At 70.9% G+C, this 25013-nt stretch carries 25 protein-coding genes and 1 tRNA gene; 17 read left to right on the top strand and 9 right to left on the bottom strand.

Annotated features, from left to right (window positions below; translation table 11 throughout):
- Positions 1-355: 355 nt before the first annotated feature.
- Complete coding sequence (locus ACIRVK_RS21665) at positions 356-2209, bottom strand: copper resistance protein CopC (protein ID WP_404249372.1); 1854 nt, start codon at positions 2207-2209, stop codon at positions 356-358.
- Positions 2210-2818: 609 nt separating this feature from the next.
- Between ACIRVK_RS21665 and ACIRVK_RS21660 the strand changes: the two genes are divergently transcribed.
- Together ACIRVK_RS21660 and ACIRVK_RS21655 are read left to right on the top strand one after the other, a co-directional pair.
- Positions 2819-3421 carry an HhH-GPD-type base excision DNA repair protein gene (locus ACIRVK_RS21660; protein ID WP_404249354.1) on the top strand — a complete coding sequence of 201 codons (603 nt, stop codon included), beginning with the start codon at positions 2819-2821 and terminating at the stop codon, positions 3419-3421.
- Positions 3422-3484: 63 nt separating this feature from the next.
- Positions 3485-4150: an HdeD family acid-resistance protein gene (locus ACIRVK_RS21655; RefSeq protein WP_404249352.1), complete on the top strand. Its 666-nt coding sequence runs from the start codon at positions 3485-3487 to the stop codon at positions 4148-4150.
- A 31-nt stretch (positions 4151-4181) separates the two neighbouring features.
- Here ACIRVK_RS21655 and ACIRVK_RS21650 read toward each other — a convergent pair whose 3' ends face one another.
- Positions 4182-5771, bottom strand: coding sequence for a helicase HerA-like domain-containing protein (locus ACIRVK_RS21650; RefSeq protein ID WP_404249350.1), 1590 nt, complete (start codon positions 5769-5771; stop codon positions 4182-4184).
- 104 nt (positions 5772-5875) lie between these two features.
- Here ACIRVK_RS21650 and ACIRVK_RS21645 point away from each other — a divergent pair, with 104 nt between their 5' ends.
- The gene (locus tag ACIRVK_RS21645) at positions 5876-6172 is read left to right on the top strand and encodes a type II toxin-antitoxin system VapB family antitoxin (protein ID WP_003999914.1); all 297 of its coding nucleotides are present in this window, start codon (positions 5876-5878) and stop codon (positions 6170-6172) included.
- Between the two features lie 109 nt (positions 6173-6281).
- On the top strand, positions 6282-6926 hold the full coding sequence (locus ACIRVK_RS21640; RefSeq protein WP_404249348.1) for a LytR C-terminal domain-containing protein: 645 nt from the start codon (positions 6282-6284) through the stop codon (positions 6924-6926).
- A 12-nt stretch (positions 6927-6938) separates the two neighbouring features.
- Here the strand turns inward: ACIRVK_RS21640 and upp are convergent, their stop codons facing one another.
- Entirely contained in the window at positions 6939-7574 is a 636-nt protein-coding gene (gene upp, locus ACIRVK_RS21635) for a uracil phosphoribosyltransferase (protein WP_404249346.1), read from the bottom strand.
- Between the two features lie 96 nt (positions 7575-7670).
- Between upp and ACIRVK_RS21630 the strand changes: the two genes are divergently transcribed.
- The 9 genes from ACIRVK_RS21630 to ACIRVK_RS21590 all read left to right on the top strand — a co-directional run bounded on the left by ACIRVK_RS21630 (position 7671) and on the right by ACIRVK_RS21590 (position 12800).
- On the top strand, positions 7671-7856 hold the full coding sequence (locus ACIRVK_RS21630; RefSeq protein ID WP_404249344.1) for a hypothetical protein: 186 nt from the start codon (positions 7671-7673) through the stop codon (positions 7854-7856).
- Positions 7857-8096: 240 nt separating this feature from the next.
- Positions 8097-8624, top strand: a complete 528-nt coding sequence (locus tag ACIRVK_RS21625) for a hypothetical protein (RefSeq protein WP_404249370.1) — start codon at positions 8097-8099, stop codon at positions 8622-8624.
- A 38-nt stretch (positions 8625-8662) separates the two neighbouring features.
- Positions 8663-9088 (top strand): tRNA adenosine(34) deaminase TadA, encoded by a 426-nt coding sequence (gene tadA / locus ACIRVK_RS21620; RefSeq protein ID WP_404249343.1) that lies wholly within the window; start codon positions 8663-8665, stop codon positions 9086-9088.
- Between the two features lie 57 nt (positions 9089-9145).
- Positions 9146-9230, top strand: a tRNA-Ser gene (locus ACIRVK_RS21615).
- A gap of 82 nt (positions 9231-9312) precedes the next feature.
- Positions 9313-9489 carry a hypothetical protein gene (locus ACIRVK_RS21610; RefSeq protein ID WP_404249341.1) on the top strand — a complete coding sequence of 59 codons (177 nt, stop codon included), beginning with the start codon at positions 9313-9315 and terminating at the stop codon, positions 9487-9489.
- Between the two features lie 12 nt (positions 9490-9501).
- Complete coding sequence (locus ACIRVK_RS21605) at positions 9502-9795, top strand: Dabb family protein (RefSeq protein WP_404249339.1); 294 nt, start codon at positions 9502-9504, stop codon at positions 9793-9795.
- 185 nt (positions 9796-9980) lie between these two features.
- Positions 9981-10826 (top strand): RNA polymerase sigma factor SigF, encoded by an 846-nt coding sequence (locus ACIRVK_RS21600; RefSeq protein WP_404249337.1) that lies wholly within the window; start codon positions 9981-9983, stop codon positions 10824-10826.
- Positions 10827-11166: 340 nt separating this feature from the next.
- A complete protein-coding gene (locus ACIRVK_RS21595) occupies positions 11167-12054 on the top strand; it encodes an RNA polymerase sigma factor SigF (protein WP_404249336.1) in 888 nt (295 codons plus the stop codon).
- A gap of 38 nt (positions 12055-12092) precedes the next feature.
- Positions 12093-12800 (top strand): hypothetical protein, encoded by a 708-nt coding sequence (locus tag ACIRVK_RS21590; protein WP_404249334.1) that lies wholly within the window; start codon positions 12093-12095, stop codon positions 12798-12800.
- Positions 12801-12813: 13 nt separating this feature from the next.
- Here the strand turns inward: ACIRVK_RS21590 and ACIRVK_RS21585 are convergent, their stop codons facing one another.
- Positions 12814-13011, bottom strand: a complete 198-nt coding sequence (locus tag ACIRVK_RS21585) for a hypothetical protein (RefSeq protein WP_404249332.1) — start codon at positions 13009-13011, stop codon at positions 12814-12816.
- A 195-nt stretch (positions 13012-13206) separates the two neighbouring features.
- Here ACIRVK_RS21585 and ACIRVK_RS21580 point away from each other — a divergent pair, with 195 nt between their 5' ends.
- The 4 genes from ACIRVK_RS21580 (at position 13207) to ACIRVK_RS21565 (ending at position 17896) form a co-directional block, all read left to right on the top strand.
- Positions 13207-13710 (top strand): MarR family winged helix-turn-helix transcriptional regulator, encoded by a 504-nt coding sequence (locus ACIRVK_RS21580; protein WP_404249330.1) that lies wholly within the window; start codon positions 13207-13209, stop codon positions 13708-13710.
- 13 nt (positions 13711-13723) lie between these two features.
- Positions 13724-16258: an MFS transporter gene (locus ACIRVK_RS21575; protein ID WP_404249328.1), complete on the top strand. Its 2535-nt coding sequence runs from the start codon at positions 13724-13726 to the stop codon at positions 16256-16258.
- A gap of 98 nt (positions 16259-16356) precedes the next feature.
- The gene (locus ACIRVK_RS21570) at positions 16357-17178 is read left to right on the top strand and encodes a YceI family protein (RefSeq protein ID WP_404249326.1); all 822 of its coding nucleotides are present in this window, start codon (positions 16357-16359) and stop codon (positions 17176-17178) included.
- Positions 17179-17425: 247 nt separating this feature from the next.
- Entirely contained in the window at positions 17426-17896 is a 471-nt protein-coding gene (locus ACIRVK_RS21565; RefSeq protein ID WP_404249324.1) for a PPOX class F420-dependent oxidoreductase, read from the top strand.
- Here ACIRVK_RS21565 and ACIRVK_RS21560 read toward each other — a convergent pair.
- The 5 genes from ACIRVK_RS21560 to ACIRVK_RS21540 form a co-directional block, all read right to left on the bottom strand.
- Entirely contained in the window at positions 17893-18654 is a 762-nt protein-coding gene (locus ACIRVK_RS21560) for a TetR/AcrR family transcriptional regulator (protein WP_404249322.1), read from the bottom strand. The two genes, ACIRVK_RS21565 and ACIRVK_RS21560, sit on opposite strands and share 4 nt — an antisense overlap.
- A 215-nt stretch (positions 18655-18869) precedes the next feature.
- Complete coding sequence (locus tag ACIRVK_RS21555; RefSeq protein WP_404249320.1) at positions 18870-21068, bottom strand: glycosyltransferase family 39 protein; 2199 nt, start codon at positions 21066-21068, stop codon at positions 18870-18872.
- Positions 21065-22528, bottom strand: coding sequence for a glycosyltransferase (locus ACIRVK_RS21550; RefSeq protein WP_404249318.1), 1464 nt, complete (start codon positions 22526-22528; stop codon positions 21065-21067). The genes ACIRVK_RS21555 and ACIRVK_RS21550 overlap by 4 nt, the downstream gene beginning before the upstream one ends.
- Before the next feature lie 14 nt (positions 22529-22542).
- Complete coding sequence (locus ACIRVK_RS21545) at positions 22543-24165, bottom strand: ATP-binding protein (RefSeq protein WP_404249316.1); 1623 nt, start codon at positions 24163-24165, stop codon at positions 22543-22545.
- Positions 24165-24902 carry a response regulator transcription factor gene (locus ACIRVK_RS21540; protein ID WP_404249314.1) on the bottom strand — a complete coding sequence of 246 codons (738 nt, stop codon included), beginning with the start codon at positions 24900-24902 and terminating at the stop codon, positions 24165-24167. Before ACIRVK_RS21540 ends, ACIRVK_RS21545 begins: the two co-directional genes overlap by 1 nt.
- Between the last annotated feature and the right edge of the window lie 111 nt (positions 24903-25013).

Genomic DNA, 25013 nt, shown 5'->3' with positions numbered 1-25013 from the left:
GACGAACTGCCGCTGCTGCTCCCGCAGGCGCTCAGCAACGGGATACCCGCGCCGGCGAGCAGCGCGGCACCACCCACACCACGCAGCACACTGCGCCGGCTGGGCGAGGGAAGAGAGAGGCCCGAGGGGGAGAGGTCCATGTACGGCTCCTGAAGGCAGGGTTCGGCCACAACTGCGCCACGTCGAAACAAGTCGAAACCGACCAGAAATCAACTCGACCGAACATCGTGGCGGTAATAACAGCCCCATATCAGGTCATGGGTCAAGAGCTGCCCTAGAGCTTTGTGGAAACGTAACCGACACAGTTGTGATCAATTCTGTTCGCGAGCCGGGACGGTCGGCTACGCGAAGTGACTCAACCGATACGGACGGTCCTGGTTGTGGTCACCTGATCAATGTCGGACGTCCTGACCGTGACGTTCATGGTCCAGGTACCGGCGATGGGCAGCGTGAGCGAGTTCGTCCCCCAGTAGCCGCCCTGGTCGGTGAGTTTCGCGTCCAGCGGGCCGATCTTCTGAGCCTGCAGGGTGAACGAGAGCCGCAGCTCGGGGACGCTGACGATGCCGCCGTCGGACCCGAAGACCACGGCCTGCACGGTGTTGTCGCCGACCCGGCCGGGGTCGAGGGTGATCTGCACCTGACCGTGCCCGCCGGGGGTCCCCACGTCGAACGGCACCATCGTGACGGACGCGGCGGGCAGCCCCCCGGCGGCCGCGGGTGCCTGCACCGCCTCGGCCGCGGCACGCCCCGGCAGCGTGCCGCCCAGCACGGTCGTGATCACCAGCACCACCACGCCCACCGTGACCTCGGCGAGCACGGAGCGGCGAAGGCCGCTGCGGTACCGGTCGGGCCCTGAAGGCTCGGGCGGGCCGTCCCCTGCCGCCGGGGAGGGCCCGTCAAGGGCCTTGGCTGGCGCCTGGACGCCGTCGGAGGCCGCGGGGAGGGCCACGGGCCGGGCGGGCAGCGCCGGGCCCCCCACCGGCTCCGCCACGCGTTCCGGTACGACCGTCCCGGCACCGGACATGGCCAGCGCCGCCGTCCAGCGCCGGGAGAACCGCGCCGCCGTCAGCAGCAGCACCACCGCGGCGAGCTTGGCGACCAGCAGACGGCCGTACGTGGTCCCCGTGAGCGCGTCCCAGGAGCCGAGGCCCCGCCAGGACTGGTAGACGCCGGTGGCGACCAGGACGGCCACACAGACGAACGCGAGGCGCGAGAAGCGGGCCACGGTCACTGCGGGGACCTCGGCACGGTGCAGCAGGATCAGCAGCGCCGTGAGACCGCCCAGCCAGAGCGCCATCGCCAGCAGGTGCAGCACCGTGGACACCATCGCAAAGGGCACCTGGACGCCCGCCGAGGCGTGCTCGGCCGCGGCCCACGTCAGCGCCAGCGCCACGGCGAGGACGCCGGCGGCGGCGAGCGGCCCCGCGCCGGCGCTCCACGCACCGGACGGCCGCACCAGGCGCTGCCGCGCCGGGTGTTTGCGAAGGAGTACGAAGGCGGCGGCGCCGGTCAGCAGCAGGGCGAGGCGGGTCAGCAGGGCGAGCCCCGGGCGGCCGGTCAGGGTGCGGGTCAGCGCTGCGGCGTCGAAGGCCGTCGCCGGGCCCGCGCCGGTCTCGTACGGGGCGCGAAGGAACAGCAGGAGCAGGGTGGTGCCCAGCAGGGTCCACCAGCCCACCACCAGCGGCCTTCGCAGCGGACGCCGGTCCGGCGGGCGGCACAGGAGGACGAAGCCGGCCGTACCGATCACCAGGGCCGCCGCGAGGTAGGCCAGGTACCGGCCGATGTTGTACAGACTCTCGGTCGCCGGGTTCTCCACCGGGCCGGTGTCCACCGGCGCCACCGTCGCGGAGGCTTTGCCGACCGAGAAGGTGAACGCGCCCCCCACCGGGTGGCTGTCCGCCGAGACGACCCGCCAGGCCACCACGTAGGTCCCGTCGGCCAGCTTCGCCGGGAGGGTCACGCTCGCGGTGTCGGAGCGCCCCCGCGCGTGCTGCGCCTCGCCGATGCGCACCCGGCGGTTGTCGGGGTCGAGCACGCGGAAGGAGTCGTCGAGCAGACCGACGGACTCGGTGAAGGTCAGGGTGATCTGCCGGGGGGCCGACCTGAGGACCGTTCCGTCCTCGGGGTCGGTGGACTTGAGGGCGGCGTGCGCCGACGCGGGGGCCGCCGAGCCGAGGACGAGCAGGACGAGCGCGGCCACCAGCAGCACCAGCCCCCGAAGTCCCCGGCCTCGCCCGCGGCCGCGGCCGCCGGCACCCTCACACTCCACGTCGTCTCTCCGTCGTCGGACTCGCCGCCTTCGAGATACGTACGCACGCGAACGCCTCCGTGCTCACCGCGGCCCCGGACGAGGCCGGTTCGCGCGATCAGGTCCGCGTACAACTCTTCGCGGCTCTCGTGGGTCCACGGGGGTATCCGAGGTACGGAGGCCCGGGGGCGTCGGTCAGCGCCACCCGACGAACCGTCATCACGCAGTCCACGGCCGGGACCCCGGGTGCCCCCGAGACCTGGGACGGCTTCGGCCGAACGGTGACCAGCGCCGACCTCGACCGGGCCGGGTACGCGCAAGGCCGAGCGGTTCTGGCTGACGGGCCCCTAGGGGACGACGATCTGCGCGGCTCGGTGTTCGTCGACAACGGCCCGCACGTCGAACCGCAGTGCGCAGGGCATCACCGCCGACCTTCTGCGGGGTTCGGCCTCGGGTCTGGCGACCGCCAAGGGACACCACGGGCGCCGTGGAGACCGGCGACCGAGTTCGGCGCGGCCCTGCCCAGCGCTCACGTGGAGCCCTGACCCGTGGCGAGGCATGATCGGGGTCATGGACGTCACCCTTCACCTCGCCCAGGACCCCGAGGCCGACGCGCTCCTCGGGCGGTCCCCGCTCGCCGCGCTGACCGGGATGCTGCTGGACCAGCAGGTCCCGATGGAGTGGGCGTTCAAGGGGCCTCGGACCATCGCGGAGCGGCTCGGCGCCGACGACCTGGACGCGCACGAGATCGCCGCACAGGATCCGGAGGTCTTCGCCGCGGTCCTCTCCGAGAAACCGGCCGTGCACCGCTACCCGGGCTCGATGGCCAAACGGATCCAGCAGCTGTGCCAGTACCTGGTCGAACACTACGACGGCAACGCCGAACTGGTGTGGAAGGGCGTCGGCGACGGCGCCGAGCTGCTGCGCCGGCTGGAGGAGCTGCCCGGCTTCGGCCGTCAGAAGGCGCAGATCTTCCTCGCGCTGCTGGGCAAGCAGCTCGGTGTGCGGCCCAAGGGCTGGCGGGAGGCCGCCGGGCCTTACGGCGAGGCGAAGTCCTTCCGGTCCGTCGCCGACATCACCGGGCCCGAGTCGCTGGCCAAGGTGCGGGCGCACAAGCAGGAGATGAAGGCGGCGGCCAAGGCGGCGAAGGCCGCCAGGTCCGCCGAGGGGTAGGCGTCAGCCGACCGGCCCCCCAACGGTGGCGCGGCCTGCGTCGCCGGTCCGAGCATGGACCTCATGACCGACCCGCCGAACAGCGCCCCCTGGGGTCCGCAGTACGACGACGGCAGGGCCCACGCCACCGTGCCCCCGTCCGGCCCGCACGCACCGGAACCGCCTTTCGAGGGCCCCCTGCACACCCTCTCGCAGGCCGCCTGGCAGGCCGTCCTGCTCACCGGGGTCGCCTCCCTGATCCTCGGCATCCTGGTCCTCGTCTGGCCGGGCGCCTCCCTGCTCGCGGCCGGCGTCCTGTTCGGCCTGTACCTCCTGATCAGCGGCATCTTCCAACTGGTCGCCGCGTTCGGCACGCACCGGACGACCTCGCTGCGCGTCCTGGCCTTCATCAGCGGTTCCCTGTCGATCCTGCTGGGCCTGTTCTGCCTGCGCGGCCCGATGCGGTCGATCCTGCTGCTCGGCCTGTGGATCGGCATCGGCTGGCTGATCCGCGGGATCACCCAGACGCTGGCCGCCGCCCACGACTCGTCCATGCCGGCCCGCGGCTGGCAGATCCTCCTGGGCGTCCTCACCTTCGTCGCGGGGATCGTGCTGATCGACTCGCCCCTCCGTTCCGTCGCCGTCCTCACCCTGCTCGGCGGCATCTGGCTGGTCGCGGTCGGGATCGTCGAGATCGTCACCGCGCTCCGCATCAAGGGCAGGGCGGACCAGGTGCCGCGCACGGTGTGACCGGTACACGGCCCTGCGAGTCGGGCAGGCGTTACCGGCGTCTCCGGGCCGTGCCGAAGAGGGAGCGGCTGATCTCGTGGCCGATCTGGGTGCCGACGGAGCGGGCCAGGGACTTGAACATGCCGCTGCTGACGACCTGTTCGACCACGGACCGCTGCGGCCTGGACCTCGGTGTCCGGGCCGCCTCCCTCATCTCGTCCGGGCCCTTGGCGCCGGTGGGCTTGTCCGAGGTCAGCTTCTCGTACGCCGACTCCCTGTCCACAGCCTGTGCGTAACGTCCGTACAGAGGTGAGGACCGGACGGCCTGGTCGAGGGTGCCGGCGTCGACCGGACCCATCAGGGACCCGGGGGCGCGCAGGCGGGTCGCGGCGACCGGCGTCGGGGCGCCCTTCTCGCTGAGGATGGTCACCACGGCCTCCCCCGTGCCGAGCCCGGTGAGCAGCTCCTCCAGGTCGTAGGCGGAGTTCGGGAAGGTCTTCACGGTGGCCTTGAGCGCCTTCTGGTCGTCCGGCGTGAAGGCCCGCAACGCGTGCTGGACGCGGTTGCCGAGCTGGCCGAGGACGTCGGACGGCACGTCCTTCGGGGTCTGCGTGACGAAGAAGACGCCGACGCCCTTGGAGCGGATCAGCCGGACGGTCTGCGTGATCGCGTCCAGGAACGCCCTGGAGGCTTCGTGGAAGAGCAGATGCGCCTCGTCGAAGAAGAAGACCAGCTTCGGCTTGTCGGCGTCCCCGACCTCGGGCAGGTCGTGGAAGAGGTCGGCGAGCAGCCACATCAGGAAGGTCGAGAACAGCTGCGGCTTCTCCTGCACGGCGGGCAGTTCGAGGACCGAGACGACTCCCCGCCCGTCCGGCGCGGTCCGCAGGAAGTCGGCCGTGTCGAACTCCGGCTCCCCGAAGAAGTCCGTCATGCCCTGCGCCTCGAAGGCGGTGAGGGAGCGCAGGATCACCCCGGCGGTCGCCGTGGACAGGCCGCCGATGCTCTTCAGATCGGCCTTGCCCTCGTCGGAGGTGAGGAACGCGACGACCGCCCTCAGGTCCTTGAGGTCGATCAGTTCCAGCCCTTTCTGGTCCGCGTAGTGGAAGATCAGGCCGAGGGACTGCTCCTGGGTCGGGTTGAGCCGGAGCAGCTTGGAGAGCAGGACCGGGCCGAAGCTGGTGATCGTGGCCCGCACGGGGATGCCGTGGCCGAGTCCGCCGAGGGCGTAGAACTCCGCCGGGAAGCCGGCCGGCCTCCACTGCTGGTGGACCTCGGCGGCCCGCCCCCGCACCTTGTCGTCCGGCTGCCCCGGCGCCGAGATCCCGGACAGGTCGCCCTTCACGTCGGCCAGGAACACGGGCACACCCTGCGCCGACAGCTGTTCGGCGACCAGTTGCAGCGTCTTCGTCTTTCCGGTGCCGGTGGCGCCCGCCACCAGGCCGTGGCGGTTGAGCATCGGCAGCGGGATGCGGACCTGCGCGTCCGGCAGACAGGCGCCGTCCCACAGCAGTGCGCCGAGATCCAGCGCCGGTCCCGTGAAGGCGTAGCCGGAGGCGATCTCCAGGGCCTCGCGGGTGAGGGCGGGAGCGCTCCCGGGCGCTTCGGGAGCGGTGGCCGGCGGCACGGTCTCGCTGTCACTCATCTCGGACCCCTGTTCCCTTATGCCCCGCTTTGCTGGGTCTTTTCCAGCCTCGCACTCCGTCTCCATGGCTGCGCCCGGAACGTCTGGACCGGTAGGCTTTCCGTGTGATCTTCAAGCGCATCGGAAACGGCCGGCCGTACCCCGACCACGGCCGGGAGAGCACCCGGCAGTGGGCGGACGTCGCACCGCGCCCGGTCCGCCTCGATCAGCTCGTGACAACCAAGGGGCAGCTCGACCTCGAGACCCTGCTGGCCGAGGACTCGACCTTCTACGGCGACCTGTTCGCCCACGTCGTCAAGTGGCAGGGCGACCTGTACCTGGAGGACGGCCTCCACCGCGCGGTGCGGGCGGCGCTCCAGCAGCGCCAGGTGCTGCACGCGCGCGTGCTCGAGCTGGACTGACGGACCCTCCCAGGGCGTTCGGCCAAGGCTTGGCCCTTTCGGGTTCACCTGTGCGGCGTCGAATGATCATCTAGTAGGCATCGCCGCTCAGGCGCACTACGCTGCGCTCATGAGCATGCTGACTCCCCCGGGCATGGGCGGGAAGTACCGGATCACGGGGGACAAGTTCCCGCGCATGCGCCCGCGCCGGCGCCACGGCCGGCTCGTGATCGTCGTGGTGGCCTCCGTCGCCGCGCTCGGCCTCATCGGCTGGGGCACGCTGCAGCTCATCGACGTCTTCACCGGCGGCGGCAAGAAGGCGTCCACCGCGGGACCGAAGGCGGACTGCTCGACCCGGGTGAGCGCGTCACCGAAGGCGTCCGCTTCCGCGTCCGTGCCGAAGCCCGCCCAGATCACCGTGAACGTCTACAACGCCACGACCCGCAGCGGGCTCGCCAAGACCACGGCCGACGAGCTGCAGAAGCGCGGCTTCAAGATCGGCAGCGTGGGCAACGCGAGCAAGGACTTCGACAAGAAGGTCAAGGGCGCCGGGATACTGCTCGGCCCCACGTCCGCGCTGAACACCTCGCTGCCGGTGCTCAGCACGGAGTTGGCCGCCGCCGAGAAGCGCACGGACACCCGTAAGGGCGCCGACGTCGACCTGATCATCGGGGACGGCTTCACGAGCCTCGCGAGCAAGGCGGACGCCGACAGGGCGCTGGCCGCGCTGTCCGGGGGTTCGGCTGCTCCGGTGTCCTCGAAGAAGGGGTGTTGATAACCGCATCCCCTATTCAGCTGCGCCGTACAGACGGTCGCCCGCGTCTCCCAGGCCCGGCACGATGTAGCCGTGGTCGTTCAGGTGGTCGTCGACGGCTGCCGTCACGACGGTCACCGGCGTGCCCGCGAGCTCGCGTTCCATGAGTTCGACGCCCTCGGGGGCGGCGAGGAGGACCACGGCCGTCACGTCGTCGGCGCCGCGCTTGATCAGTTCCTGGATGGCGGCCACCAGGGTGCCGCCCGTGGCCAGCATGGGGTCGAGGACGTAGACCTGGCGGCCGGAGAGGTCCTCCGGCATGCGGGAGGCGTACGTGGACGCCTGCAGCGTCTCCTCGTTGCGGATCATGCCGAGGAAGCCCACCTCGGCGGTCGGCAGCAGCCGGACCATGCCGTCCAGCATGCCGAGGCCGGCCCGCAGGATCGGGACGACCAGCGGGCGGGGACGGGACAGCTTGACGCCGGTGGTGCGGGCGACCGGGGTCTCGATGTCGATCGCCTCCGTGCGCACGTCCCGCGTGGCCTCGTAGGCGAGCAGGGTGACCAGTTCGTCGGCGAGGCGGCGGAAGGTCGCGGAGTCGGTGCGCTGGTCGCGCAGCGTGGTGAGCTTGTGGGCGACCAGGGGGTGGTCGACGACGTGGAGACGCATGACCTAACAGTAACCGCGCCCGAAGCGGCCTCGCGCTGGCATCAAACCGCCCATCAGGGGGAAAGTGGGAGGGACGCACGTCGGGGTGGTGAGCCTATGCCGGAACCTGAGTCCCAAGAGGACGCGTCACAGCAGCAGACCGACGCCGAGCGCAGGCGCCGCCGGGCCCAGTTCCTGCGGGAACGCGCCGAGGCCCGCGCCCTGCGCGACCGTGTCCAGCCGCGACGCGCCAAGGTCGCCCGCCTGCGTCACGCCATGCGTATGCGCACGTTCCGCTGGTAGTCGTCGGCCTCCGTGGGCCCGCATAAGGGCGACCGGGTGCGTGCGCACGGCATTCGCCGCGTACGATCCCGCTGGTGGTCGATCAAAACGGGCGGACACAGGGAGCCGAAGACGTCCCCTGAACGCCTTGTTTCTGCCACGATTCCGAGTGGGTGGGGCTCGGAGCCCTAGCCTTCCCCGCCCAGACCTCCGCCGGGGGGAACCCCAACCGGCACGCCTATGACCAGTGGGAGAGTCACGGTGTACTTCGCCGCACTGCTCGCGCGCACCGAAGACGGGTGGGAAGCGAGCGACACAGAGCTCGACGATGTGGAGACCCTGGCGGATCTGGCGGATCTCGCCCGGGAGGCCTCGGCCGAGGACGACACGGTGCTCGTCCTGATCGAGCAGGAGGACGCCTGGTTCGGCGTCGTCCGCGTCGACGGCGAGGACGACCCTCGTATCTACGTCTCGGACGCCGCCGCCGCTGCCCGCAGCAGTTACGGCGAGATCCTGCTCACCGACGAACTGCTCGGAAGGGAGCCCGGCGACGACGGCCCCGACCTCGACGCCCTCGACCTCGACGGCACCGAGGACGGCGACGACGACGAGGACGGCGACGAGGAGAGCCCGTCCGGCGAGGCGGTGCCGCACAGCCCCGTCGGCGACGCCGAGATCCTCGACGACCTCGGCGTCAGCGCCAAGGAGCTGCGTTCGCTCGACGAGGACGCGCTGAGCGCGATCGCCGAGGCCCTGGGCGCCTCGGAGGTCCTGGAGACCGTCCGCTGACGGCGCCGGACCCGGTACGTGACCGCTGGCGGGCCGCGATGCGGCTCGCCCTGGCCGAGGCCGGCCGGGCCGGCAGCGACGTGCCGGTGGGCGCCGTCGTCCTGGCCTCGGACGGGACGACCGTGCTGGGCGCCGGGCACAACGAACGCGAGGCGACCGGGGATCCGACGGCGCACGCCGAGGTCCTCGCGATCCGCCGGGCCGCGGCCGATCTCGGCGAGTGGCGGCTTTCGGGCTGCACGCTCGTGGTCACCCTCGAGCCCTGCACGATGTGCGCGGGCGCGATCGTGCAGTCCCGGCTCGACCGGGTGGTCTACGGCGCCCGCGACGAGAAGGCCGGCGCGGCGGGTTCCCTCTGGGACGTCGTCCGCGACCGGCGGCTCAACCACCGCCCCGAGGTGATCGAGGGCGTGCTCGCCGACGAGTGCGCCGGACTCCTCACCGCCTTCTTCCGGGGCCGCTGACAGGGGCCGGGAATACCGATTTCAAAGCACGACCGACCTTGCTGTAAGGTCTCCCTCGGTAGCGTGTCCGAGCGGCCGAAGGAGCTCGCCTCGAAAGCGAGTGTGGCGCAAGTCACCGAGGGTTCAAATCCCTCCGCTACCGCTCGAGAAGGGCCCCGTCGAAAGACGGGGCCCTTCGTGCGATCATGTGCGGTCGTTGGGCAACAGTGACTGGGGAGGCCGCGATGGCGGTGAATGCGAAGAAGATCACCGTCTATGTGCTCGTGGTCTTCGCCCTGTACGTGATCATCACGGACCCGGCCAAGGCCGCCGGCTACGTCGAGATAGGGTTCGAGGGCATATCGAACGCCGCGAAGGCCGTCGGCAACTTCTTCACCTGGCTGGCCAACGGGGCCCACTAGCCGGGAGCGCGCATGATCCGCCATCTCGTCCTGTTCAAGCTCAACGACGGCGTCGAGCGCGACGACGCGCGGGTCGTGGCGGGCGTCGAGGCGTTCCGCTCGCTGGAGGGGAAGATCCCCGAGATCCGCTTCTGGGAGCTGGGCTGGAACCTCAGCGACCGCCCCATCGCCTACGACTTCGCCATCAACTCCGGCTTCGAGGACGCGGAAGCCCTGCGCACCTACGTCGAGCACCCGGAGCACCAGGCCGGCGTGACCCTGTGGAAGGAGTTCTCCACCTGGGTGATCGCCGACTACGCGTACTGAGCCGCCGCCACAGCACCCGAAAGCCTCCCGCCGGAACGGCGGGAGGCTTTCGGGTTTTCTGCGCTCTTTGGACCAACTTGCCCCTCAACACGGCGTAACACACGTTTATGCGGTGCTTGCACACAGTGCACATGTCTTGTGATGCTATGACCGCTTTTGACGGATGAGTTGACCGATGAAGAGGTGTGGCGGTGACCGTGTCGGCCAGTACTGCGCCTCCCCAGGAAGCCGTCCATCAGGCCCCGGCGGCCCCCGCCGCCCCGCGCAGCCGCGGCGCCGACACCCGCGCCCTGACACAGGTGCTCTTCACCGAGCTCAAGGAGCTGAGGCCGGGCACCCCGGAGCACGACCGGGTGCGCGGTGCGCTCATCGAGGCCAACCTCCCGCTCGTGCGCTACGCCGCCGCCCGCTTCCGCTCCCGCAACGAGCCGATGGAGGACGTCGTCCAGGTCGGCACCATCGGGCTCATCAACGCCATCGACCGTTTCGACCCGGACCGGGGCGTGCAGTTCCCGACCTTCGCGATGCCCACCGTGGTCGGCGAGATCAAGCGGTACTTCCGCGACAACGTCCGCACGGTCCACGTACCGCGCCGCCTGCACGAGCTGTGGGTGCAGGTCAACAGTGCGACCGAGGACCTGACGACGGCGTTCGGGCGCTCCCCCACCACCGCCGAGATCGCCGAGCGGCTGCGCATCACGGAGGAGGAGGTGCTCTCCTGCATCGAGGCCGGCCGCTCCTACCACGCCACCTCGCTGGAGGCCGCACAGGAGGGCGACGGGCTTCCGGGACTGCTGGACCGGCTCGGCTACGAGGACCCGGCGCTGGACGGCGTCGAGCACCGCGACCTGGTCCGGCACCTGCTGGTCCAACTCCCCGAACGCGAACAGCGGATCCTTCTCCTGCGCTACTACAGCAATCTCACCCAGTCGCAGATCAGCGCGGAACTCGGCGTCTCCCAGATGCACGTCTCCCGGCTACTCGCGCGTAGCTTCCAACGGCTGCGTTCCGCGAATCGCATCGAGGCGTAATCGGTCGATGCATAAGAGGCGCACGGAAGGCGCACGGGCGCACACACCGGAACACAACGGAATGCCCCAGTTCGCAAGCACGATCGAGAGGTAACCGGTGCGAGCGAATCGCTCACCAGGGGCTTTCCCGACAGTTCTGCGCCGAAAAACGCCCAGACCCCCTCTTTCCAGGGCCGTTTCGCATCTCGCATGTCGACATGTCACTACAGCGTGTTGCCGACATGTGACATTCTTCCGCCAGTGCGTTTGCCGTGGCTTCGGCTCCGGTATTCAGGTGAAGGCTGAACTCCTCGCCGGAGGAGGCACGGCCACGACCGTCCCGCGACCCAGAGGGGGTGGCATGTCCGCAGACCAGGGCAGCTCCGAGGTGCTCACGCTCACCAAGAGCGAGACCGCGCCCGACGCCGTTCTCGACGACGTCACGGTCCTCGAGACCGTACCGGCCCCGGCCCTCCCGACCGCGGGAGCCATCGACACCCGCACCCTGTCCCGCTCCCTGTTCCTGCGGCTGGCCGCACTGGACGAGAACAGCCCCGAGCGTGCCTACGTCCGGGACACCCTGATCGAGCTCAACCTCCCGCTCGTGCGCTACGCGGCCGCCCGGTTCCGCTCGCGCAACGAACCGATGGAGGACATCGTCCAGGTCGGCACGATCGGCCTGATCAAGGCGATCGACCGGTTCGACTGCGAACGGGGCGTGGAGTTCCCGACGTTCGCGATGCCCACGGTCGTGGGCGAGATCAAGCGGTTCTTCCGCGACACCTCGTGGTCGGTGCGCGTGCCGCGCCGGCTGCAGGAGCTGCGGCTGGCCCTCACCAAGGCCAGCGACGAGCTCTCGCAGAAGCTGGACCGCTCCCCGACCGTCCCCGAACTCGCCGCCGTCCTGGGCGTGTCCGAGGAGGACGTGGTCGACGGTCTCGCGGTCGGCAACGCCTACACCGCGTCCTCGCTGGACTCGCCGGCTCCCGAGGACGACGGCGGCGAGGGCTCCCTGGCCGACCGGCTCGGCTACGAGGACACGGCGCTCGAGGGCGTCGAGTACCGCGAGTCGCTGAAGCCGCTGCTGGCCAAACTCCCGCCCCGCGAGCGGCAGATCATCATGCTCCGCTTCTTCGCCAACATGACCCAGTCGCAGATCGGCGAGGAGGTCGGCATCTCGCAGATGCACGTCTCCCGGCTGCTGACCCGGACGCTGGCGCAGCTGCGGGAGGGCCTCATCTCGGACTGACCCTTCCTTCCTGACGAAGCGTCAGCCACACTGGCGCGATGCTTCGTGGGACTCCTGGGACGACATGGACACGTGGCCGTCGAGGCGCCCTGGCCGGCGCGTCGGCGGCCGCCGTCTGTCTGGGCGCGGCACTGGCGGCGTGCGGGGGCGGTGCGCGTGAGGCGTACGTGGCCACCGGCGCGGCGGGCGGCGGGCCTCAGGTCTCCGGTGCGGCGGCGGCTCCGACGGGCGGGGTGACGCTGGTACCGCTGGACGGGCCGGGCGGCGGGGCTGCGACGACGCCTGACGCCAAGCGGTCGGTCAGCGGCGGGGGTTCGCCGAGCGCGGCCGGCACGGCACCTGCCGGGCAGGCGGGCCCGTCAGGAGGCGCCGACTCCGGCCCATCGACGGCGACTTCGTCGCCCCCGGCCACAACTCCCGCTCCTCCCACCTCCGTCGGCCCGGCGCGCCTGAGCTGGAGCAACCCCGTCCGCAAGCCCGCCGACAAACGATGGTGCGAGGACGTCAGCCTCACTTTCGCCAACTCCGGCGGGACGGCGGTGCGTTCGGGCACGGTGACGTTCGGTACGCACATCATCGGCCTGCTCGGCATCGACTGGGGGACGGTCGAGTCGGCCGTGGCGCTTCCGGTGCCGATCGAGGCCGGGGCGCGGGAGGAGAGGACCTGGACGGTGTGCGTCGACGCCTGGCGGGTGCCGCTCGGCATGCACGTCGAGACGCGGGACGTCACCGTCCGGTGGAAATAGGAGGCGCTCGGAGTTACATCAGGGCGAGCCAGGCCACGGCGGCCACGACCACCACGGCCACGACGACGCCGACGATCAGTCCGATGCGGGGCCCGGCGGGAGCGGGGGCCTGCTGCTGCCGGCCCTGCGGCCCCTCGTCCACGAACGCACGGAACATCTGCGTGCTGCCGGCGGGGTCGTAGTTGCCCTGGGGGTTCTGGGGGTTAGCCATAGCCCGAGACCCTAGCGAATAGGCGTGGGGGACCCAAGTGGGGGCCCGGCACCCCCCATGACCGGGCCCACCTGCGCGTTTACGTTCGCAATACTTGCCTTTGCCAAGTTTTTATGCCGCGCACGCCCTGGATTGTTTGCCTGCAGCAACCAACCAAGTCTATAGTTGCCCCAAGCAACGAATGCGGGAGGTGTGATGGCCGAGCGGGCGCAGTACGAGGAGTTGATGCGTCAGTTCAGCGCCTTCGGTGCCGTGAAACGGGAGATCGGGCGGATCATGCCGTCCGACTGCCCGAGCAGCAGCGCCGCGGTGCTGACCCTGCTGGGCCGCTACGGCGACATGCGCATGAGCAAGCTCGCCGAGCTGCTCTCCGTGGACATGTCGGTCACCAGCCGCCATGTCGCGCACCTCGCCGACCGCGGCTGGATCGACCGATCCCCCGACCCGGCGGACAAGCGGTCCCGGATCGTGCACCTCACTCCCGCGGGCCTGGCCCGCCTGGAGGCACTGTCCGAGCGGACCACGCAGCTGCTGGCCGAGCGGCTCGACGACTGGAGCGACGAGGAGGTCGCCCAGCTCGCCCGCCTCATGGCCCGGCTGCGCGCCAGCTTCGACGACGGCCGCGTCGGCGTACCGCCCCGGCTGCCGCCCCCCGCGCTCGCACTCGAACCGACCACCCGTACACCCGCAAGCACTTAAGAGAAGGAAGCCCATGGCAACGACCACACCAGCCGGTGTGCGGGCTCATGCCAAGCACGGGGGAGGTGCCCCCGACGGCAGCGCCCCCATGACGCACCGCCAGATCATGGAGGCCCTGTCCGGGCTGCTGCTCGGCATGTTCGTGGCGATCCTGTCCTCCACGATCGTCACCAACGCCCTGCCGCACATCATCGGCGACCTCGGCGGCGGCCAGTCCGCCTACACCTGGGTCGTCACCGCTTCGCTGCTGGCCATGACCGCGACCACCCCCCTGTGGGGCAAGCTCGCCGACCTGTACAGCAAGAAGGCGCTCGTCCAGATAGCCCTGATCATCTACGTGCTGGGATCGATGGCCGCCGGTCTCTCGCAGAACCCCGGCATGCTGATCGCCTGCCGTGTGGTGCAGGGCATCGGCGTCGGCGGTCTGAGCGCGCTCGCCCAGATCGTCATGGCGGCGATGATCTCGCCGCGCGAGCGCGGCCGTTACTCCGGCTACCTCGGCGCCACCTTCGCCGTCGCCACCGTCGGCGGCCCGCTGCTCGGCGGTGTCATCACCGACACCTCGTGGCTGGGCTGGCGCTGGTGCTTCTACGTCGGCGTCCCCTTCGCCGTCCTCGCGCTGATCGTGCTGCAGAAGACCCTGCACCTGCCCGTCCTGAAGCGGGACGTGAAGGTCGACTGGGCCGGAGCGTTCTTCGTCGCCGCGGCCGTCTCGCTGCTCCTGGTCTGGGTCACCTTCGCCGGTGACAAGTACGACTGGATCTCCTGGCAGACGTACGCGATGGTCGGCGGTTCGATCGTCCTCGGTCTGATCTTCGTGCTCGTCGAGTCGAAGACCAAGGAGCCGATCATCCCGCTGCGGCTGTTCCGCAACCGCACCATCACGCTGGCCTCGGTGGCCTCGCTTTTCGTCGGTGTGGCGATGTTCACCGGCACGGTGTTCTTCAGCCAGTTCTTCCAGATCGCCCGCGACAAGTCCCCGACGATGTCGGGTGTGATGACCATCCCGATGATCGGCGGACTGTTCGTCTCCTCCACCGTCTCCGGGCAGTTCATCACCCGCACCGGCCGCTGGAAGGCCTGGCTGGTCAGCGGTGGCGTCCTGGTGACGGCCGGGCTCGGCCTGCTCGGCACCATCCGGTACGACACGGCGTACTGGCAGATGGCGATCTTCATGGCCCTGATGGGTCTCGGCATCGGCATGATGATGCAGAACCTGGTGCTGTGCACGCAGAACCAGGTCGCCCCGAGCGACCTCGGCTCGGCCAGCTCCACGGTCACCTTCTTCCGCTCGCTGGGCGGTGCGGTCGGCGTCTCGGCGCTGGGCGCGGTGATGGCCCGCCGGATCACCCACTACGTCGCGGACGGCGTCGCCGCCCTCGACCCCAAGTACCGGGCGGCGCTGGCCGGTTCCAGCTCCTCCGGCGACAGCATCCCGGACCTGGGCAAACTGCCGGCTCCCATCCGCACCCTGATGGAGAGCGCGTACGGCCACGGCATCGCCGACGTCTTCCTGATCGCCGCCTGCCTCGCGGCCGTCGCCTTCCTGATCACCCTGTTCATCAAGGAGGTCCCGCTGAAGACCAAGGGCGCCCTGGCCCAGGCCGCCGAGGCGGAGGCCCCGGCACAGGCCGAGGCTCCGGCCGAGTCGCCGGCCGCCACGCGGACCCCGGCCGCCGAGCACGTCCCGAGCTGGGCCGTGTCGGACACCGAGGCCGCCACCGAGGGCACGCAGCGGCTCGCCGCGGTGGCCACCATCGCCCGTCCGGAGACCTCCGAGGGCTCGGGCGGGATCCCGGTGCGCGGCTTCGTGCGCGGCAACGAGAGCGCGCCCGTGCCGCAGGCCGCCGTCACGCTGATCTCGCTGGCCGGCCGCCAGCTGGGCCGCTCGGTCACCCAGGCCGACGGTTCCTACGCGGTGGACGCGCCGAGCGTCGGGTCGCACGTTCTGATCGCCTCCGCGGACGGTTACCAGCCGCAGGCGTCCACCGTCGTGGTGGGCGGTGAGCCGGTGTCGTACGACGTCCTGCTGAGTGGCACCAGCGGGCTGAACGGGCTGGTGCGGGCCGCGGAGAGCGGGCTGCCGGTCAAGGACGCGATGGTCATCGTGACCGACGTGCGCGGGGATCTGCTGGCCACCGGGACCACCGGGGAGGCGGGCGAGTTCTCCTTCGCCGACCTGGTGCCGGGTGCCGTGACCGTCGCGGTGAACGCCGCCGGGTTCCGGCCGCGGGCGCTGCCCGTCGAGGTCGGCGGCACCGGGGTCACCCGGGTCGAGGTCGACCTGGACTCGGGGGCGCAGCTGCAGGGCGTCGTACGGGCGCCGCACGGGCCGCTCGCCGACGCGCGGGTGACGCTGGTCGACGCGGCCGGCAACGTCGTCGGGACCGCGACCACCGGGGCGGACGGGGCGTACGCCTTCACCGACCTGGGCGGCGGCGAGTACACCGTCATCGCGACGGGCTACCCGCCGGTGGCCACCTCGCTGACCGTGAACGGCCGCGGGGTCGACGGCCACGACATCGAACTGGCCCACCCGGGCGAGTAGTTCGCACCCCGGCCCGTGGCGGCGCGTGCCCCGACCTTCGGACGCGCCCGCCACGGGCCGGTTTCATGAGACCGACAGTCTGCGCAGGGAGAAACGGGATGGGACTGACCGCGAGGATCCGTACGCGGGACGGATGGGCCGTGTCGCACGCGGTCGTCACGGTGACCGACATGACCGGCACGCAGGTGCTGCGCGCCGAGGCGGACGCCGAGGGGACCGTACGGGACACGACCGCGCTGACCCCCGGGCCGTACGTCGTCATCGTCACCGCCGTCGGCTACGCGCCCACCGCCTCCACGGCGATCGTGACCGCGAGCGGGCGGGCCGAGCTGGGGAACGTGACGCTGGCCCGGCAGGGCGGCACCGAGCTGCCGCCGCCGGGGCCGTGGACCATCGACCCCGCGCACTCCTCCGTGGGCGCGGTCGCCCAGCACCTGGGCATCTCCAGCGTGCACGGCCGCTTCACCGAGTTCCGTGGGCGGATCGAGATCGCGCCGGACGAGGTGGAGAAGTCGAGTGTGGAGGCGGTGATCCGGGCGGCCTCGATCGACACGGGGAACGGGATGCGGGACGAGCACCTGCGCTCGCCGGACTTCCTGGACGTGGAGAAGTTCCCGGAGATCACCTACCGCTCCGCCGGACTCACGGCGGCGGGCTCCGACCGCTGGACCGTGCACGGCGAGCTGACCCTGCACGGGGTGGTCCGGCCGGTCGACCTCGACCTCGCCTACCTGGGCACGGGTGCCGACCCCTGGGGCGGCACCCGGGCCGCCTTCCGGGCGACCACCGAGCTGCGGCGCGAGGACTTCGCCATGAACTACAACCAGGTCGTCCAGGCCGGCATCGCCGCCATCGGCACGACGCTGCGCGTGGAGCTGGACATCCAGGCGGTCCAGGGGGAGTCACTGCCGCAGGGCTAGGGCCCTTCTGACGGATCTCCGCGGAGGAAGGAGCGGCGTCGTGGGGGCCCCTCCCGCTCGAGCGAAGTCGAGAGTGGGGGAGCGTGCGATCGGCGTGCGGTGTGAAGGGTCATGTGGCGGAGCCACCTGTCCCTTCGCGCCGTGCGGCATGGGGGTCCCCCCGCTCGAGCGCAGCCGAGAATGGGGGAGTGCGTGCCGGGCGTCGCGACGCCGCGGAGATCCGTCAGAAGGGCCCTAGGCTGAGGGCATGGCACCCAACATCGCTACGAACACGACCGTCTCGCTGGACGAACTGCTGGACTTCGTACGGCCCCGGCACCGCGCCATCCTGCTGACGCGACGGACCGACGGCAGCCCCCAGGCCTCGCCGCTGACCTGCGGCGTCGACGACTCGGGACGGATCGTGGTCTCCACGTACCCCGAGCGTGCCAAGACCCGCAACGCCAAGCGGGACGAGCGGGTCAGCCTGGTGATCCTGAGCGACGACTGGAACGGACCGTGGGTCCAGGTCGACGGCACGGCAGAGGTCATCGACTCACCCGACTCCGTCGAGCCGCTGGTGGCGTACTACCGCAACATCGCGGGCGAGCACCCCGACTGGGACGAGTACCGCGAGGCCATGGTGAAGCAGGGCAAGTCGATCATCCGGGTCACGCCGGAGAAGTGGGGGCCGGTGGCCACGGGTGGTTTCCCGGCTCGGCTGGTCTCCGAGGGCTAGCGGGTCGTCTCACTCATCGCCTCGATGCCCGCGATCAGCAGGTCCAGGGCGAAGGTGAAGTCCCTGGCGCGGATCTCCTGCACCGTGTCGCCGCTCCGGGCCACCAAGATCTCCTCGTTCTCCTTGACGATCTCGGCGGCCTCCGGGGACCGGGTCACCGCGCTCATGGCGTGCTGGAAGTACTCGTCCTGGGTCATGCCTGCGGCCGCGCAGCGGGCGATGAAGCGGCCCTCGATGGTGCCGAAGCCGTAGACGAACTGGAAGACGGCCGAGAGGGCACCGGTCAGACCGTGCCCCGGCAGGCCCGTCTTGCGGATCACCTGCCGGACCACCCGGGAGAACGCCAGCGAGTTCGGGCCGATGTTGAGGAACGTGCCGGCCAGCGGGGACAGCCAGGGATGGCGCACCAGCAGGGAGCGGTACTCCGTCGCCAGCGTGCGCAACTGGTCGCGCCAGTCCTCGGCGGCCTCCGGGGCGGGCAGCGTCAGTTCGCCGTAGGCCGCGTCGAGGGCGAGTTCGAGGAGGTCGTCCTTGGTGTCGACGTACCAGTAGACGGACATCGCGGTGACGTTCAGCTCGGCGGCCAGCCGGCGCATGGAGAACCTGGCCAGCCCCTCCGCGTCCAGGAGCCGCACGGTCACCTCGGTGATCCGGTCCCGGTCCAGACCCGACGGCTGCCCGCCGCCGCGCCCACCCCGGCGGACCTTGCCCTCCAGCCACACGCTGGTCCGCACGGCCCGCTCGGCTGCCCTCACCATGGCGTACCTTCCTGGACTTCCGTCACTCATCGAGGTGCCGGTCGGCGGCCGGCCGCTCAGGCGGCCGCCAACTCCGAGTGTGCCCGCCGCGCACGTCGCAGCAACGCCGCCGCCACGAACCCTCCCAGCAACCGAACAGCATCGTGTCGTACACCGTACAGCCAGCCGCTATACGGTGTACGACACGGTTTCCGTCAATGAGGCGGAGTATCTCTTCAGCCGCTCGTCTTCCGCGTCAGGTCGTAGAAGGTGGCCGAACCGAACGTCACCTTCTTGAAGTTCTTCTCGACCCAGGTCGTGATCTGCGAGGACGTGCCGGTGCTGCTGCCGCCCATGCCGCCGCCGGTTCCGGAGGCGATGAAGTAGTGGATCTTTCCTTCCTGCACGTACTTCTGGAACCGGGCGAGCGTCGGGGACGGATCGGTGCCGTTGAAGCCGCCGATCGCCATCACCGGATCGCCGGTGGAGAGCTGGTAACTCGCCGCGTTCTGGGCACCGATGGCCGCCGCGACCCAGGTGTACTTGGCGGAGTCGGTCTCCAGCAGCTTCTTGGCCTGGGAGGAGACGCTGGCGCCGTTGAGCAGGCCGCCGACGCCACCGCCGCCGCCCATGCCACCCCGGGTGACGCCCATGCCGGGGAAGCCGTTGCCGTTCTGCCGGCCCTGGGTGGTGCCGGTGTTGCCGTTGCCGTTCTGGCCGGTCATCCCGCCGAAGCCGCCGTTGGCCCTGCCGTTGCCGTTCTGCTGGCCCGGCATCCCGCCGCCGAAGCCGCCCCGCGTGCCGCCGCCGAAGCCGCCGCGACCACCGCCGGGACCGCCCATCATGCTCGCGCCGGCCGGCCCCGCGGTGACGATGGAGCCGGTGTGGCCGGTCTGCAGGGTGCTGAGGGTGTACGCGGTCGGGCCGGCCAGCGAGGCGGCCAGGCCCACGGCGGCCGCCGCGAGGGCGAGCCGCCGGTTGACGCGGCCCGCGAAGATCAGGCCGAGGGCGGCGGTCAGACCGCCGATCAGGATCAGGTACTTCAGCCAGGGCAGGTAGGTGGAGGTGCGGTTGAGGAGGACGTAGCTCCACACCGCGCTCGCGACGACGGCCGCCGCGAGAGTGATCGAGGCCCGGGTCTCCTTGCGGCGCTCCCACAGGATCGCGGAGCCCATGCCGATCACGGCCGCCAGGTACGGGGCCAGCGCCACCGTGTAGTACTGGTGGAAGATGCCCGCCATGTAGCTGAAGACGACCATGGTCATCAGCAGCGAACCGCCCCAGACCAGGAACGAGGCGCGGGTGGCCGAGGTCCGCTTCAGTTTCCGCGTGGCCACCAGGCCGGCGACGAACAGGATCAGCGCGGCGGGCAGCAGCCAGGAGATCTGGCCGCCGACCTCGGAGTTGAACATGCGGTTCCAGCCCGTGGCGCCCCACATGCCGGTGCCGCCACCGCCACCTCCGCCGCCGCCGACGCTGCCGGTCTCGTTGCCGCTCAGGCGCCCGAAGCCGTTGTAGCCGAAGGTCAGCGAAAGGAAGCTGTTGTCCTGTGAGCCGCCGATGTACGGGCGGGAGGACGCGGGCCACAGTTCGACGATCGCGACCCACCAGCCGCCGGCGACGACCAGCGCGGCGGTCGCCGCGGCGAGTTGGGCCAGCCGCTTCCTGACCGACACCGGCGCGCAGACCGCGTACACGATCGCCAGCGGCGGCAGGATCAGGAACGCCTGCAGGGTCTTGGCGAGGAACGCGAAGCCGATCGCCGCCCCGGCCCACACCAGCCACTTCGTCCGGCCGTCCTCGACCGCTCGGACCACCAGGTAGCAGGCCACCGCCATCAGCAGGGCCAGCATCGCGTCCGGGTTGTCGAACCGGAACATCAGTGCCGCGACCGGGGTGAGCGCGAGCACCGCGCCCGCGACCAGACCGGCCCCGGGGCCGAACCGGCGCCGTACGGCCGCGTGGACCACGGCGACCGTCGCGACGCCCATGAGGACCTCGGGGACCAGGATCGCCCAGGAGTTGAGGCCGAAGATCCGCACCGACAGTTCCATCGGCCACAGGGAGGCCGGGGGCTTGTCGACGGTGATCGCGTTGCCCGCGTCCAGCGAGCCGAAGAAGAACGCCTTCCAGGACTTGCTGCCGGCCTGGACGGCCGCCGAGTAGAAGGAGTTGGCGTAGCCGGAGGCGCTCAGGTCGTAGAGGTAGAGGAGGAGGGTGGCGGCGAGCAGGCCGAGGAAGGCCGGGCGCGCCCAGCGGGGGTCCTCGGGGCGGCCGCGGCGCAGTCTGTGTGCGCCGGGCTGCTGGGGTTCGCCGGCCTGGGGTCCGGTGGGGGCCACCGGTTCCTGGACGGCCGTGGGGGCGGTGGGGGGCGGTCCCCATGAGGAGGGAGCGGGCGCCCCCTCGTACGTCGTCCGGTCGTAGTGCGTCGTCATCGGGGGTCCCTCGGATCGGTGTCGGTCGGACGCACCGGCTGCAGGTGCAGGGTGGCGTCCTCCCAGCTGCGGTCCGCGACTTCACCGGCGCGGAACGGGGTGGTCTCGTAGGCGGTGCGGCCCGTCGGGCGCTGGGGCAGCGGGGGCTGCGGGGAGGAGGCGACGGCGTACGTCGGCGGGGACGGCTCGTGTGCGGCCACCACGGTGGTCGGCTGGTTGTCGTGCCGCTCGGGGAAGACCCAGGCGCGGAAGAGCAGGAAGCGCAGGACGGTCGCCGCGAGGTTGGCGGCGATCAGCACCGCCAGTTCGGTGGAGTGCGCCGGGTTGCTGGTCGCCGCGTTCAGGGCGGCGAGCGAACCGCTGGTCAGCGCGAGACCGATACCGAAGACGACCAGGCCCTGCGCCTGGTGCCGGACGGCGCCGCCGCTGCCGCGCACCCCGAAGGTCAGCCGGCGGTTGGCGGCCGTGTTGGCGACCGCGGAGACCAGCAAGGCCAGCGCGTTGGCGACCTGGGAGCCGCCGAACTGGCGGAAGACGCTGTAGAGGAGGAGGTAGAAGAGGGTCGACAGACCGCCGACGACGCAGAACCCGACGAGCTGACGGGCCAGCCCCTTCGGCACGTCCTGGATGTCGCGGTCGCGCGGGTCGTCGCCGAAGGGCCGGGTGATCCGGTCCAGCGGCAGCGACCCGGTGGCCAGGGCCCTGCCCACGCGCCAGACCCCCTTGAGGTCCTCGGTCGCCGTCCTCAGGATGTGGACGGTGGAGTCGGGGTCGTCGACCCAGTCGACGGGCACCTCGTGGATCCGCAGCCCCGCGCGCTCGGCGATGACCAGCATCTCGGTGTCGAAGAACCAGCCGGTGTCCTCGACCATCGGCAGCAGCACCTGGGCGACGTCACGCCGGATCGCCTTGAACCCGCACTGCGCGTCCGAGAAGCGGGCCTGCAGCGAGCCGCGCAGGATCATGTTGTACGAGCGGGAGATGAACTCCCTCTTGGGACCGCGCACCACGCGCGAGGAGCGGGCCAGCCGGGAGCCGATGGCCAGGTCGGAGTGGCCCGATATCAGCGGGGCCACCAGTGGGAGCAGGGCGTTGAGGTCGGTGGAGAGGTCCACGTCCATGTAGGCGAGGATCGGGGCGTCCGAGGCGGACCACACGGTGCGCAGGGCGCGTCCGCGGCCCTTCTGCTCCAGCCGGACGTGGGAGACCTCGGGGATCTCCGTCGCCAGCCGCGCCGCCACCTGCGGGGTGGTGTCGGTCGACGCGTTGTCCGCGATGGTGATGCGGAACGCGTAGGGGAACGTGCGCCTCAGGTGCTCGTGCAGTCTCAGCACACACGGCTCGAGGTCCTTCTCCTCGTTGTAGACGGGGACCACTACGTCCAGGACAGGCGTACCGGCGTCGCCGGCCGGGAGGTGCTCCCGCGCCGGCAGGGTGCCGGGAGAAGAGTCGCTTCGCATGGAAGCGACTCTGGTCAAGTGCCCTGTTGCACCCATGTGCTGGCACTGTGGTGCACCTGTGAGTGCGCCTGCCAGTTCGTTTCGGGGGCCGGGTGGGGGACGGCCGGGGCGAGCGCCGGCAGGTGCACGGTGAAGACCGTACGGCCCGGAACGCCGTCCACGGTCACGGCACCGCCGTGCGCGGCCGCGACAGCCTGCACGATGGCGAGCCCGAGGCCGGTGGAGCCGGTGGCCCGCGAACGCGCCGAGTCGCCGCGGGCGAACCGCTCGAAGACGTGCGGCAGCAGGTCTGGCGGAATGCCCTGGCCGTTGTCCTCGACATCCACGCACATCCACGGCCCGCGCCGCTGCACGCGGGCGGTGACAGTCGTACCGGGCGGGGTGTGTTTGCGGGCGTTGCCCAGCAGATTGACCAGCACCTGCTGGATCCGGGCCGCGTCCGCCGACACCAGCGCCGGTTCGTCCGGCAGGTCGAGCCGCCAGTTGTGGTCCATGCCGGCCGCCCGCGAGTCGCTGACCGTGTCCACGACGAGGGGGATCAGATCGGTCTGCTCGAACTGCAACGGCCGCCCCGCGTCCAGCCGGGCGAGCAGCAGCAGGTCCTCGACGAGGAAGGTCATCCGACCGGCCTCGGACTCGATACGGCCCAGCGCGTGCCGGGTGTCGGGCCCGACCTGCTCCCGTCCGCGCCGGGTCAGCTCCGCATACCCGCGGATGGAGGCGAGGGGTGTGCGCAGCTCGTGGCTGGCGTCGGCCACGAACTGCCGTACCCGCATCTCGCTCTGCTGCCGTGCGTGCAGGGCGCCGTGGACGTGGTCCAGCATCCGGTTGAGCGCGGCACCGACCTGGCCGACCTCGGTGTGCGGATCGGTCTCCGACTCGGGCACCCGCTCGCTGAGGTTCACCTCGCCGGTGTGCAGGGGCAGTTCGGAGACCCGGGTCGCGGTCGCGGCGACCCGGCGCAGGGGGCGGGTGGCGACGCCGACCATCACGTAACCGGCGATGACGGCGGCACCGAGGCCTGCGGCGGTGACGCTGACCTCGACGAGGATGAGGGTGTTGATCGTGTTGTCGGTGTCCGCGGTGGGGATGGCGACGTAGTAGCTGCCGTTGTCACTGGTCCGGTACTCGACGCGGTAGCTCCCGATCCCGGGAAGGTCCACGCTGTGCGCGTTGCCGTCCCGGGAGACGGCCCCGAGGGCGGACATCTGGTCCTTGGTCAGCGTCTTCGCGGTCATCTCGAAGTCGCTCGTGGACTTCTGCCCGCGCTGGGCGTCGGTGATGGAGCCGTTCTCCACCTTGGCCGCGATCGTGCCCGGGGGCTGCGGCCCCCTGGTGACGAAGTCGCTGAGCTTCTCGCGGTGGGGCTGGATCTTCTGCCCGTTGGGACCGGTGAAGCCGCCCCTGGGCTGCTGGCCGGGAGGCCCGAAGGAACCCGACGCCCGCGAGACGGCCTCGTTGAGCTGATGGTCCAACTGCTGGTACAGATGCGAGCGCAGCGCCAGCGTCGTCACCGTGCCGATCACCGCGCAGACGACGGCGATCAGCACCACCGACGCGACGACGAGCCGCGCCCGCAGGGTGCGCGGCTTACCCGCTCGTGGCTTCTGCGGACGCGGTCGTCGTCGTCCGCTCATCACGCGGCGGGCTTGATCAGATAACCGGCCCCACGCCGGGTGTGGATCATCGGCTCCCGGCCGGCGTCGATCTTGCGCCGCAGATACGAGATGTACAGCTCGACCACGTTGGCCTGGCCACCGAAGTCGTAGGACCACACCCGGTCGAGGATCTGCGCCTTGCTGAGCACGCGCCGCGGATTGCGCATGAGGAAGCGCAGCAGCTCGAACTCGGTGGCGGTGAGGTGGATGTTGTCCCCGGCCCGCGAGACCTCGTGGCTGTCCTCGTCCAGCGTCAGGTCACCGACGACCAGCACGGAGTCGGAGCGCCGGTCGGCCGCACCGGAACGGCGGATCAGCCCCCGCAGTCGCGCGACGACCTCCTCCAGGCTGAACGGCTTGGTGACGTAGTCGTCCCCGCCGGCAGTGAGCCCGGCGATACGGTCCTCGACGGCGTCCTTGGCCGTCAGGAACAGCACCGGCACGTCCGGCAGCTCCCGGCGCAACCGCCCCAGCACGGCCAGCCCGTCCATGTCCGGCAGCATCATGTCGAGGACGACGGCGTCGGGCCGGAACTCGCGCGCGGTCTGTATGGCGCCCGTACCGTCTCCCGCGCTGCGGATCTGCCAGCCCTCGTAGCGCAGGGCCATGGACAGCAGTTCCGTGATCGACAGCTCGTCGTCCACCACAAGCACTCGGACGGGGCTCCCGTCCGGCCTCAGCAGTTCGGTGCGCCCCTGGGGCGAGGTCGTGGTCATGGTGGACACACTGTCGGGACCCTCTGAGAGCACCCTTTCGGCAACCTGTGATTTCCCTGAGAAACGCACAGGCGCCTCTCAGGTAACCACTGGGAACTCCGCCGGGCCGTG

The organism is Streptomyces sp. NPDC101152 (assembly GCF_044768275.1).
Classification (GTDB): Bacteria; Actinomycetota; Actinomycetes; order Streptomycetales; family Streptomycetaceae; genus Streptomyces.
Note: the sequence above shows the minus strand (reverse complement) of the source record. Positions and strands in the feature narration are given on the sequence as shown.